The sequence below is a fragment of the Vibrio sp. C8 genome, assembly GCF_054051265.1.
On the sequence record NZ_JBPAOE010000016.1, the window covers coordinates 17,198 to 29,350 of the forward strand.

Here is a 12,153-nt window from a genome sequence, read left to right on the forward strand (position 1 = left end):
TGAAACACATGCAACCAGAGATTGTCACAATTTCACCGTTTAAAACCTGTATCATGCTTTTAAGGAACGAATTGACGAAATAACAACATTTTCAATAAAAGGGATTGAATAACCACGGGTATTTCGTTATTTAAGTAACAAATCCAATTGTTGGGAACAAATAAATGAAGGTAACAACTCGCACAATGGCTGCGTCAAAACACGTAGCGCTCGTTGCACATGACAACTGTAAACCAGAACTTCTACGCTGGGTAAAAGAGAACAAAGAAAAGCTACAGGGTCACTTCTTATACGCAACAGGTACCACTGGCAACATGTTGAACAAAGAAACTGGTCTACCAATCAAAAGTCTTATTAGCGGCCCAATGGGCGGTGACCAACAGTTAGGTGCACTGATTTCCGAAGGTAAGATTGATGTACTGATTTTCTTCTGGGATCCACTTAATGCTGTTCCACATGACCCTGATGTGAAAGCACTGCTGCGTATTGCTGGAGTCTGGAACATTCCTGTTGCGACGAACCGAGCAACGGCTAAATTCCTATTTAGCTCAGAATTTATGGATAAAGAGGTAAGTATCGAGATCCCCGACTACCAAGCTTACTTAGCAGAACGTCTGTAACCGAATATGCAAAATCCCCTTCTCAGGGGATTTTTTCTAAATAACAAACAATTTTCTAGATAGCGACGAAGGTAAGGTAACTAACCCGTAATATCATCCGATTGAATAAGATTGCACCCTGCCTGCTTCATTTGCTTCCAAGCACTTTCCACATCGCCTTGCGCCATTTCTACGCCTCTGCAAGCATCTTGGACAACTGTCGTTTTAAATCCAAGAGAAACCGCATCTAAAGCCGTAAACTTCACACAGTAATCCGTCGCAAGCCCAACGATCACTAACTCTTTAATTCCTTTTGAATGTAAATAGTCTGCCAATCCCGTCGCTTGAAGCCTTTGGTTGTCAAAAAAGCCACTGTAGCTATCAATCTTAGGGTTGGTTCCTTTGTAAATGACCTTTGTAATTGCCTCAACATTGAGGCCAGAAATAAACTCTGCGCCTTCGCTGTCCTGAACACAGTGATCTGGCCACATGATTTGCGGTATCCCATCCAACACGATCACTTCCCCAACGTTTTGTTCATTGGAAGAAGCAAAGCTTGAATGTCCGGTTGGATGCCAGTCTTTAGTTGCCACTATGTGTTTGAAATGAGGAATTAGCCGATTAATTACGGGAACGATTTGGTCGCCATCCGCAACAGGTAGAGCGCCTGATGGGGAAAAATCATTTTGTACATCCACTAATAACAATGCTTGGGTCATATGAAATCCTTTTAACTTTTCTTAGTCACTGGATAATCGCCATTCAATAACTCCTGCACAAATACTGAACCACTTCCTGTATAAGTAATCCAAACTTTCTCGCGTGCACGAGTCATTGCTACATAAAATAGTCGTCTTTCTTCTGCAAATGCAAAATCGTCAATAGAGGCACTTAATGCCCCATCAAGGTGTAATGCTTTAACTCTCGCAGGGAACTGCCCTTCATCCACAGAAAGAATAATCACATAATCGGCTTCTTTACCTTTACTGGCATGGCAGGTCATAAAGTCTAACTTAAGAGATAAGAAACGGTTCTGCCAATCTCGTAACAGTTCCGGTTTGTGATAATGATTGCGACCAAGTAGCAGCACCGTTTTTACCCCTGATGATTTGCGGTTTAAACCATCCAAAATTTTCTCAACGCTAGTACTCGGCGACAACACTACCGCTTTACTATTTTGTGTTTTCACACTGTTGAGTGTTTTTTCACGTTGCTGTGGGTTCTGCTGAACAAAACGATTGGCCACTTCACCCAACTTATCGTTAAAACGATAGGTTGTGTCTAGATGGTGCACTGTCGAATATGGCATGCGTGATTCGAAATCGGTGGTGAGGTCGACATCGGATCCCGCGAATTGGTATATCGACTGCCAATCGTCTCCAACCGCAAACAGATTACATTGATTCGGATTCTGTTCACACAATGCTTGAATCAGATCCAAACGTTGTGGCGAGATATCCTGATACTCATCGATCATAATGAACTTCCAAGGAGCGGCAAACTTTCTCTTTGTTACGTAGTCGGTGGCTCGACTAATCATGATGTTGAAATCAATGTGGTTGTTTTCTTTGAGCATCTCTTGCCAAGCTTGGTAGCAAGGCCAACATAAAGAGAGTTCACTGTTGAGGCGAGGATAATCAGGATGCTCAACCAAACGCTCTTGAACCGATTTTTTCGATATACCGAGCAAAGCCAGTTGATCCAACTGCTTCTCAAGCCAAGCAATCAATTTGGGGTTCTCAACATGGCTGCCGAGTTCATCATCACCGGCCAGATAAGCAATTGGCCACTGTGATAAATGCTTTTGCCAACGCTTAAAGTTTGTCGGAGTCATCCAATGGCGCTTAAGCCAGTCAATACACCATGCCTTCTTGAGTTTTTCATCTAAGGCAATTGGCGAGATAACAGCATTACCACCATCAACCTTATTTAGAATACTCAAGCCAAGTTGATGGAAAGTGTTCACCTGGATCTTCTCTGCCGCTAGGCCGATTTTGTTCTTTAGTCTCTGCTCCATTTCACCCGCAGCCTCACGGCCAAAAGCGACCAACAAGATATCTTCGGCTTGGGCTAAATGACTTTGTAAAAGATAGGCAACTCTCGCTGTGAGCACGCTTGTTTTCCCCGAACCTGCTCCAGCCAAGACGAGGTTGTGATCATCATTAAGTAACACGGCATGCTGCTGAGAAATATTCAGTGGTGAAGATTCAACCTGATTGAATAAAACTTCCCAGTTCAATCTCTCATTTTCAATCCAACGACTGTTCCTTTCTAAAAGTTGGTCAGAAGTATTGAGTATCCAAGGAGATAAACTGGCAATGTGCTCGGGCAAACGCTTATGTGCTTCTTCTAATGACATACCCATCGTTGTCAAATCGTCGTATACACGATTAACCCAGCTGTCGACGAGCGAATGCGGTAAGAATGAAGGTAGCCGATTTAGACGCGTCAGCTCTTGCTGCCATTGTGGAAGATACTGACTCAACTGAGCACATTGTTGATTGTGCCAATTTTGATAAATAGCGACAGCTTTGTGTGCAAATTGGCGACATTCAGGCCAGGGTAAACCCTGAACTAACCAAGTTCTCTGTTTACCTTGCTCTTCATGTGCGAAGAATTGAAGTGAGCCCCAAATGGCACCACGTTGAATTTTTACTTTTCCATTCCACACGTTAAAAGGAATATGCTCTTCACTCATTAACGATGAGAGAATGACACATTCATCACCAAGCTCAACTTGATTGTATTCACTAGAAATAAAAAACTGTGCAGTCTTATTTGCTCTCAGCTGCATTGATATTTGCTCTTTGAATTCGTTGCCAACCATCATACCCTAACCACTTAACGTGAAGCCAAAACAATGTCAATAATGTTTGATGTTTACTTTGTGCTCGCATGAGATTATTTATGTAATTTGATCAAAAAGTTATCAACACAGTCTGATACACTCAATTTTTATTTTTAATAGTGATGGGCCATCGTGTATTTGCTAAAACGACTTCGTGTTCTCTGGGCTAATAAAACCATCAACTACAGTGTGCTGATTTTCATTGCACTACTCGGTGTTGTTGTGCCGACTTGGTATTACAGTCTGAATACTTGGGTGACACCTCTAATACTGGGTGTTATCGCTGCGGCACTTGCCGAGCGAGACGACAGCTTTACAGGTCGATTAAAAGCCATCACCCTGACATTTTTCTGTTTTGCTCTTGCTGCCTTCTCAATCGAAATCTTGTTTAAAACGCCGATATTTTTCGCCATCGGGCTGTTTACGTCGACTTTTGGCTTCATCATGCTCGGCGCTATTGGTAGTCGTTACGCTAGTATTGCCTTCGGTTCTTTGCTTATTGCTATCTACACCATGTTAGGCGCTCATCACAGCACGAATATCTGGTTCCAGCCGCTACTATTATTAACAGGCTGTGCTTGGTATTACCTCCTTTCGATGATCTGGCATGTTCTCTGGCCGCTTCAACCGGTGCAACAAAGCCTTGCTAATGTCTTTGTTCAACTTGGTCAGTACCTCGATGCTAAAGCGGAACTGTTCCACCCTGTATCAGGTTTATCACCTCAACCATACCGTATTACAGAAGCCAACTTAAATTCAGCCACAGTTTCTGCACTCAATCAGTGTAAGGCAGTATTTCTTACTCGCTCAAAAAGAGGCCACGTGGACAGTGCCAGTGACCGCTTTCTTAATATCTATTTTCTGGCACAGGATATTCATGAAAGAGTCAGTTCAACCCACTATCGTTATCAGGAACTTTCTGGCCAGTTCGAGCGTTCAGACGTTTTATTTAGGCTCAAACACTTGTTGCAGAAACAAGCTCAAGCTTGTCATCAAGTCGCGCACTCTATTCAGTTAGGTTTGCCTTATACCCATGATAGTGATTCGATCATCGCGCTTGATGAACTTCAGCTATCCCTTAATCATCTTCAACAACAAGAGAATAAAGAGTGGAAAGTCTCACTTGCTCAGCTTGGGTATCTGTTCAATAACCTCGCGACGGTAGAAAAACAGTTATGTAACGTGAGCAATCCCGACACGACAAAACTTGAAGATGGCATCTTACAAGATACTGAAGCACATACATTAAAAACGGCGTGGTTAAGAATTAAATCTAATCTGACAACTGATTCATTACTGTTTCGACATGCCGTTCGAATGTCTCTCGCATTGACGGCTGGGTATGGGATCATTCAAGGCTTAGGGATTGAGCGTGGTTACTGGATTCTGCTAACGACTTTATTTGTCTGCCAACCAAACTTTGCCTCAACACGTCAAAAACTGAAAGCGAGGATCATTGGCACAATTGCAGGTCTGTTGATCGGCGTACCGCTATTAACTTTATTTCCATCGCTTGAAAGCCAGCTGGTGTTTATCGTCTTCTCTGGCGTGATGTTTTTCGCCTTCCGTATTAACAATTATGGTTATGCGACCGGATTTATTACCGTGCTCGTACTGTTTTGCTTTAACCAACTTGGCGAAGGCTATGCCGTGGTATTCCCTCGCCTTGCGGATACGTTAACCGGTTGTGCGCTGGCAGTGTTTGCCGTTTACTTTATTCTTCCAGATTGGCAGTCAAAGCGTTTACACAAAGTAATGGCCGATGCTGTAGATGCAAACAAGCAGTATTTAGATCAGATCATCGGTCAATATCGAATTGGCAAGAAAGACAACCTGAGTTACCGAATTGCAAGACGCCAGGCTCATAACCAAGATGCGGCTTTAGCCGTAGCAGTAAGTAATATGCTTGCAGAACCGGGTAAATACAGAGCCGCTACAGATGAGAGTTTTCGTTTCCTCACTCTTAACCATGCCCTGCTGAGCTACACCTCTGCACTAGGTGCTCACCGAACGCGAATTGATGATGAAACGGTTCACCAATTGGTCTTGGAGTCTCATAGAGTGATTCATCAGCACTTAGATGCGCTCTATCAGCAATTGTACAATCACTGTACTGAATCTGACGCGATCAATATTGATGATTCAGGGTTAAAAGAACGTCTAAGTGAATGGCGTGAAGAAGATAGCAGTTCTGCTCGCTTAGTGCTTCAACAACTCCATTTGATCTACCGAATGCTACCTGAGCTACATTCACTGGCAGCTAAATTCGCTGTACGTGTCCCTCCTAGCAAGCAACTGTCCTTATAGAACCACTGTTGGTGCCATTGAGTAAATGGCACCAACATGCGTTTTTTTACATTAACAGGCGTATAACCTGACACTTTTCGGACATAAGCATCAGCACGAATACTAACATGAATGTCAGTCTTATCTTACACAGTAAGGTTTAAGTGCCCATGAACTACAAGACCATGGCGAGACGTGAAAATAGGTTATTACGGGACATTAGAATGAACAGCGTTCAGTTTGATAATTTCAAATCACAGTTACAACAGTTGACACCTCAGCAGCTGCGAGCTTTGCAAGGTGAAATTTCTCATTCTCTTGAAGGGGAAAGATCAGAACTAGTGACTTCTGAAGAGTTAGAACTTATCTCTAAGTTGTTTTCGTAACTGTGGTTGTACGCCATTAACTTGCATAATAAATGAACAAGGCATAAGCTTTTATCACTAAGAAGGATTAGCGTATGTCAATTTCATCTCTACAGTCTGGTTACCCTATTGTTCAGCAGTCATATAAAATGGCTGACGAAGCAGCAAGAGAGATTCAAGAGTCCAATTCATTCAAGAATGACTTTTCGGACAATGACGCGCTCAAATTCAATGCTATTGAACACAAAAAAGTCCACCACCATTCAAAAAACGATATTGAACCAATGATGAAGCTTAACCAAGCGGCTCAATATAATCGCGTTGGAACCAATGTGATTCAACGTGAACAAGATATGATCGGCAGTCTGCTCGATATCCATATCTAGTCATCTCACCAACTTTAAAGATTCGATATCGCAATATCTCTTTGTGAAACACTAACACCTTTGATCTGTGCGAAAACCTGCATGCCTTCCTCTAACTTTAGATCGTCCAACGCCCACTTAGTGATTGTTGCCCATAGATAGAACCCCTGATTCAAGTCCAGTTTTATTGAAACACTCTTCTTGTTATCACCGTAATGCTGATATTCAATGCCAGCGATACGAGCAGGTAAGATATTTCGAATGGACGATTTTTCATTTTTATCCAGAGCAATTGAAACGTCATTTGCTCTAATTTGCAGACGAACAGTAGATCCTAGTTTGGCGTCAACCTGTTGAACCCAAAATGTTAAACCTTCCACAAATTGTAATTGAGTCAAACCATATTCCAGATTGTGCTGGTTAACTGTCGCGGAAAATAAGGTGCTTTGCTCACTAAAAGATTGCCAAGGGCGCATCACTTTTGACGACCAAACGTCTTCTATTTTGCCATCAGATACAACCTTGCCTTGATCAATCACGATGAGGTGATCCGCGAGTCTTAGAATTTCGCTTAAGCTGTGCGACACATAGAAAATAGGAATTTTCACCTTCTTCGATAGCGTTTCTAAGAAAGGCATAACTTCTCGTTTACGAGGCAAATCTAATGAGGCTAATGGTTCATCCATTAGTAATAAATCTGGTTTCGACAGCAATGCTCTGCCTATCGCAACGCGCTGTTTTTCACCACCAGAAAGCCCTTTGGGATAACGAGACAGCAAAGGCTTTAGAGCTAACAACTCAACGATGGAATTGAAATACTCACCGTCTTTTTCTCTGGCGCCATAATTTAAATTCCCCTGAACCGTGTAATGAGGAAAAAGCCTTGGTTCTTGAAACACATAACCGAGATTGCGTTTTTCAACCGCAATATTTGTGCCCTGTGTACTATCAAATACGGTTCGTCCATTAACGACTATCTTACCTGAATCGGGATTTAACAAACCACTTACGGCATTCACTATCGAGGTTTTTCCGGCACCAGAACGTCCGAAAATTGCGGTGATACCGTGGCTTGGTGCAATGAAATCCACGTCCATATCAACGTTTTCTAGATGCTTTCGGAAAGCAACCTTAACGCCTTGGCTCATTGGCTCACTCCTAAACGGCGTCTAACTCGTCGACTTACCCATTCAGAAATCAAAAGTGATAACAGCGCGATGACGATTGAAATAATACATAGGCGTGCAGCTGCCATCTCTTCTCCCGGTGTTTCAAGGAAGGTAAACATAGCCAACGGAATGGTTTGAGTCTCTGCGGGGATATTTGAAACAAAACTGATTGTGGCGCCAAACTCTCCTAAACTTCTTGCAAAGGCAAGCATGACTCCAGTGATAACACCTGGCAGTGTTAAAGGTAGCGTAATGGTAAAGAAAACTTTTATCGGTGAAGCGCCAAGTGTCTTTGCAGCTTGTTCAAGTTTAATATCAATACTTTCTACGCTTAAACGAATCGCTCGCACCATCAAAGGAAGTGACACAACCACACAAGCCAAAACTGCGCCACGCCAACTAAAGCTGAAAGAAACGCCAAACCAGTCATAGAGCCAACTGCCAATAACGCCTCTCCTACCCATCGAAATCAACAACAAATAGCCGATTACCACAGGTGGAAGCACTAAAGGCAAATGGATAAGGCTATCCAACACGCTCTTACCGACAAACTCTTTACGTGCGAGTACCCAGCCAAGTATTACCCCAACAGGCAGCAGCCACACAACAGCGTATGCGGCTACTTTTATACTTAATAGCAGTGCGGTTAACTCATAATCACTGAGCATATATTCACTAAGTAAATAGTCACTGAGCAAATTTCTCGTTTCCCATGTCTGTACGGAATCCGTATCTATTTAATATGGTTTTGGCTTCATCAGAGTGTATAAAATCTGCCAGTTCTTTACTGCTTAACTTGTCGTTAAGTTGCACCAGTGGATAGTGAATTGCACCGTGTAACGTCGGCTCAAATGACTTTACAACTTCTACTTTGTCAGTAAGTAAAGCATCTGTTTTATAGACGATGCCTAATGCCGATTCTCCACGCTCAACCAATGCTAACGCGCTACGAACGTTATTGGTCTGAGCCAATTTGGATTTAACATCACTCCAGACACCTAAGTGAGTGAGAGCCTCTTTGGCGTAAATGCCAACAGGTACAGAATCTGTATTCCCTACTGCGATTCGAGAGCCATCAAGCACTCTATTCCACTCTTCTTTTTGATCCAATTTGAAAGACTGAATCGGTGAACTCGCAGGCTTAATCAACACTAATTGGTTACCGGCAATCAGTGATACCTTATCGACTTCTGCCAGTTTCTTATCAACGAGGTAACTTACCCATTTTTCATTCGCCGAAAGGAAAATATCCGCAGGAGCCCCGCTTTCGATCTGACGAGCTAATGAGGAAGAACCACCGAATACCGTTACGACATGACTGTCATGTTGTTGATTGTATGCTTCAACTAGATCACCGACCGCGTTGGTCATTGAAGATGCGGCATAGATTGTAACGGTTTCTTTGGCTAAAACTGAATGACTAGAAAGGAGTAATCCTAGGCATAATATGATCTGCTTCATCTTATTTAACCTTGAGTGAGTCGTCCCATAAGGAACCCCAATTCATATGCTCTTCTATTGCGTCGGCAATTCTATTGATTGCCAACTCTTTAGTCGCCACATGATCATATGCTTGTAGTTCTTCTGCTCCAGCCCAACGACAAATTAGACTCGCTGTCTCAAACTCATCAAACACACCATGCAGATAAGTACCAAGGATCTGACCACAAGGGCTCACTAGCCCATCTTTACTGCCATTATCAAGGTTGATTAGAGAGGTTGATTGCGCATCCTTGGCGGACTCAGATACCCCAACATGAATTTCATAACCAGAAACAAGAGCACTTTCGTTGTTGAGATGGAGCGTACCTTTGACATTCGTTAGCTGTTTTTGCGACGTTAACGTGGTTTCCATATCCAACAAACCAAGACCTTTTGAGCTGCCCGCTTTGCCTTCTACACCCTCTGGATCATGTATCCAGTGACCAAGCATCTGATAACCACCACATATTCCCATAACCTTACCGCCAAGACGAACATGACGCTGTATGTCTTTATCCCAACCTTGTGAGCGCAAATATTCCATATCAGCGCGTGTTGATTTGCTACCAGGCAAAATGATCAGGTCAGCATGTTGAAGTTTCTCTCCTTTGCCAACATAGCGCAGGTCAATATCAGGATTTAACCGCAACGCATCAAAATCGGTATGGTTGCTAATACGGGTAAAAACCGGAACAACGACTTTAAGTTTGGTTTGCTCAGACTTAACTTGATTAGCAGTAATAGCGTCTTCCGCTTCTAAATCAAAACCGTGCAAATAAGGAAGTACGCCAAGTACAGGCTTGCCTGTTTTTTCTTCTAGCCAATCCAGCCCTGACTGTAAAAGAGCAATATCGCCTCTAAAACGGTTAATAACAAAACCTTTAACTCTGGCTTGCTCGGACTCAGATAATAGAGCTAACGTTCCGTAAAGATGGGCAAAAACACCGCCTCTATCAATATCGGCAATTATAATCACGGGTACATCTGCCGCCTCGGCAAAACCCATGTTGGCAATATCGTTCTCTCTTAGATTCACTTCTGCTGGGCTGCCTGCACCTTCTATCACAATATACTCATACTGTTGTTGAAGTTGGCCAAATGAATCTAGAACCGTCTCCATCGCAACCTTTTTATAGTCGTGATAGCTTTGCGCTTCCATATTAGAGAGTGCCCTACCTTGCAAAATAACTTGCGCACCCGTATCCGAATTAGGTTTAAGTAAGACAGGATTCATGTGTACTGAAGCTTCAATGCCACAAGCGAGAGCCTGAACAGCTTGTGCTCGGCCGATTTCACCACCATCTGCTGTCACTGCGCTGTTCAAGGCCATATTTTGCGGCTTAAATGGCGCGACTTTGCAGCCTCGTCTTGCCAACACTCGGCATATACCTGCCACTAAAACACTTTTGCCAGCATCTGAAGTGGTACCTTGTACCATTAAAGCTTGAGTCTTCATTTTGATCGTATTTCTTGTACTAATTTTTTAAACATACTATACCCAAATTTGAACTAATGTCCTGAATATCAACACGAATGATGAAAAAATAGAGCAGATAAAAAGCAAACAAACCTTACATTCATCAAATTTTTGAATCACCTTATATTAGTTAATATACAATGGCCTGTAATTTGCTTATAAATAATGTATCTTTATTTTTCAATTCACTCAGGACGAATACACTTATGTTAAAAAAGGCAGGTCTATTAAGCTTAATTGGTTTTGCTTTCGCAGCACCAAACACCGCTATGGCGAACAACTTTAGCTACAATTTTCTTGAAGTTAGAACTGCTATTAGCCCTGAGTCGTTTGGCGGTGAGTTTAGTACCAATTTTACAGACAACTCTCACTTTATTCTTCGCGCAGACACTCGCTTTGATAAGGATTGGGATATGGCTGGCGGTATAGGTTTCAATGGCCCTATTAACCAGTTCATGGATGTATACGGACAAATGTTGCTGCATCATGTCAATTACACCCAAGAAGAAGGTGATGATTCAGAGTTCATCTACGAATTGAATGTTGGTGGCCGCGTATGGTTGACTAACCAACTAGAAGTTCACGCTAAGATTGGTCGTGCTGATGAAAAAGGTGTGTTTATTGGTGGCGCCCGTTTCCATTCAACAGACCAGTTATCTTTGAGTGCTGAAGCAAGAAATGCAGGGATCTGGGGACCTCAAATCGCGATGGGTGTGCGCTTCAATTACTAGTTGAGCGCTAGATCGCCTTCTCAAAATGATGTCGTCATATTTAATTTAGATTCGACTAAAATTCGAAGAGTTTTGTAATATACTCAACCTTATACCGTACTCAATAATAAAAACGACACGGCAGGGTTAAAATAGATATGTCGACATCAAGTTCCAATAACATCTCTGAACTCGAAAAATACCTTCAGAATGGCATGAAACTGTCCGTCAGTTTTCAATTCGGCCCAAACGACAATTACGATTTCACCACAACACTCGTCGGACATAAGACCCAACAGTATTTGATCCTCGATCTTCCAATAAAAGCCTTGGAATTATTGGTCATGCGTAAGCTTTCCAATGTACAAACTGTGGTGCGAGGGATCTGCAACAAAGACTACGGGCATATTGTTGCCTTTAAGACTTCAACTTATCAATCGATTAGAAGACCTTTTAACCTTCTTTTTTTACGTCCACCAAAACATTTTGCGACAAAAACCATTCGTGAACATGAGCGTTACGCAATCTCACTGCCTGCTAGTATTAACACAATAAACAGTGAAGTATCAGGCGTCATGGCGGATATGTCCGTTTCTGGCTGTGGAATTTTTGTGGCTGGAGAAAACGAATTACAAACTGGCAGCAAAGTGGATATCCGTTGCGAATTGATAACTTCGCTACCGGAGAACCTTGGCTGTCACATTGTAAAAATTAGTAGAGAGTCCAAAGGACATTTGATAGGTATTAAGTTCGATGAAACCATCAATATGTCAGACGAAATGAGAAAAGAAGTGCTGGAACATGCCTTCAACGCTGGATCGATATAGAGCAATATCTAGAAAGGACAGCTCT

General features: G+C 42.5%; 11 protein-coding genes. 5 read left to right on the forward strand and 6 right to left on the reverse strand.

Annotated features, from left to right (window positions below):
• The first annotated feature begins 164 nt into the window (after positions 1-164).
• A complete protein-coding gene (locus ACRQQK_RS10445; RefSeq protein WP_457511319.1) occupies positions 165-620 on the forward strand; it encodes a methylglyoxal synthase in 456 nt (151 codons plus the stop codon).
• Positions 621-700: 80 nt separating this feature from the next.
• Here ACRQQK_RS10445 and pncA read toward each other — a convergent pair whose 3' ends face one another.
• Together pncA and helD are read right to left on the reverse strand one after the other, a co-directional pair.
• A complete protein-coding gene (gene pncA, locus ACRQQK_RS10450) occupies positions 701-1,318 on the reverse strand; it encodes a bifunctional nicotinamidase/pyrazinamidase (protein ID WP_457511320.1) in 618 nt (205 codons plus the stop codon).
• An 11-nt stretch (positions 1,319-1,329) separates the two neighbouring features.
• On the reverse strand, positions 1,330-3,393 hold the full coding sequence (helD, locus tag ACRQQK_RS10455) for a DNA helicase IV (protein ID WP_457511351.1): 2,064 nt from the start codon (positions 3,391-3,393) through the stop codon (positions 1,330-1,332).
• Between the two features lie 186 nt (positions 3,394-3,579).
• On the opposite strand from helD, the gene yccS reads away from it, so the two are divergent.
• Positions 3,580-5,754, forward strand: a complete 2,175-nt coding sequence (yccS, locus tag ACRQQK_RS10460) for a YccS family putative transporter (protein WP_457511321.1) — start codon at positions 3,580-3,582, stop codon at positions 5,752-5,754.
• 439 nt (positions 5,755-6,193) lie between these two features.
• The gene (locus tag ACRQQK_RS10465; protein ID WP_457511322.1) at positions 6,194-6,484 is read left to right on the forward strand and encodes a hypothetical protein; all 291 of its coding nucleotides are present in this window, start codon (positions 6,194-6,196) and stop codon (positions 6,482-6,484) included.
• Between the two features lie 14 nt (positions 6,485-6,498).
• On the opposite strand, the gene modC is transcribed toward ACRQQK_RS10465, so the two are convergent.
• Genes modC through ACRQQK_RS10485 form a run of 4 tightly spaced genes read right to left on the reverse strand, consistent with a single transcriptional unit; the run spans position 6,499 to position 10,570 of the window.
• Positions 6,499-7,611 carry a molybdenum ABC transporter ATP-binding protein ModC gene (gene modC / locus ACRQQK_RS10470; RefSeq protein ID WP_457511323.1) on the reverse strand — a complete coding sequence of 371 codons (1,113 nt, stop codon included), beginning with the start codon at positions 7,609-7,611 and terminating at the stop codon, positions 6,499-6,501.
• Positions 7,608-8,300, reverse strand: a complete 693-nt coding sequence (modB, locus tag ACRQQK_RS10475; RefSeq protein WP_457511324.1) for a molybdate ABC transporter permease subunit — start codon at positions 8,298-8,300, stop codon at positions 7,608-7,610. Before modB ends, modC begins: the two co-directional genes overlap by 4 nt.
• A 19-nt stretch (positions 8,301-8,319) precedes the next feature.
• Positions 8,320-9,093 (reverse strand): molybdate ABC transporter substrate-binding protein, encoded by a 774-nt coding sequence (gene modA, locus ACRQQK_RS10480; RefSeq protein WP_102963946.1) that lies wholly within the window; start codon positions 9,091-9,093, stop codon positions 8,320-8,322.
• Between the two features lies 1 nt (position 9,094).
• Positions 9,095-10,570 carry a cobyric acid synthase gene (locus ACRQQK_RS10485; protein WP_457511325.1) on the reverse strand — a complete coding sequence of 492 codons (1,476 nt, stop codon included), beginning with the start codon at positions 10,568-10,570 and terminating at the stop codon, positions 9,095-9,097.
• Positions 10,571-10,797: 227 nt separating this feature from the next.
• Here ACRQQK_RS10485 and ACRQQK_RS10490 point away from each other — a divergent pair, with 227 nt between their 5' ends.
• Positions 10,798-11,322: a hypothetical protein gene (locus ACRQQK_RS10490; RefSeq protein WP_457511326.1), complete on the forward strand. Its 525-nt coding sequence runs from the start codon at positions 10,798-10,800 to the stop codon at positions 11,320-11,322.
• Between the two features lie 137 nt (positions 11,323-11,459).
• Positions 11,460-12,128, forward strand: a complete 669-nt coding sequence (locus ACRQQK_RS10495) for a PilZ domain-containing protein (RefSeq protein WP_457511327.1) — start codon at positions 11,460-11,462, stop codon at positions 12,126-12,128.
• The last annotated feature ends 25 nt before the right edge of the window (positions 12,129-12,153 follow it).

Bases quoted from the DNA above. Each gene is read 5' to 3' on its own strand.
- ACRQQK_RS10445 (WP_457511319.1), top strand. From the start codon at position 165: ATGAAGGTAACAACTCGCACAATGGCTGCGTCAAAACACGTAGCGCTC.
- pncA (WP_457511320.1), bottom strand. From the start codon at position 1,318: ATGACCCAAGCATTGTTATTAGTGGATGTACAAAATGATTTTTCCCCA.
- helD (WP_457511351.1), bottom strand. From the start codon at position 3,393: ATGCAGCTGAGAGCAAATAAGACTGCACAGTTTTTTATTTCTAGTGAA.
- ACRQQK_RS10465 (WP_457511322.1), top strand. From the start codon at position 6,194: ATGTCAATTTCATCTCTACAGTCTGGTTACCCTATTGTTCAGCAGTCA.
- modC (WP_457511323.1), bottom strand. From the start codon at position 7,611: ATGAGCCAAGGCGTTAAGGTTGCTTTCCGAAAGCATCTAGAAAACGTT.
- modB (WP_457511324.1), bottom strand. From the start codon at position 8,300: ATGCTCAGTGATTATGAGTTAACCGCACTGCTATTAAGTATAAAAGTA.
- modA (WP_102963946.1), bottom strand. From the start codon at position 9,093: ATGAAGCAGATCATATTATGCCTAGGATTACTCCTTTCTAGTCATTCA.
- ACRQQK_RS10485 (WP_457511325.1), bottom strand. From the start codon at position 10,570: ATGAAGACTCAAGCTTTAATGGTACAAGGTACCACTTCAGATGCTGGC.
- ACRQQK_RS10490 (WP_457511326.1), top strand. From the start codon at position 10,798: ATGTTAAAAAAGGCAGGTCTATTAAGCTTAATTGGTTTTGCTTTCGCA.
- ACRQQK_RS10495 (WP_457511327.1), top strand. From the start codon at position 11,460: ATGTCGACATCAAGTTCCAATAACATCTCTGAACTCGAAAAATACCTT.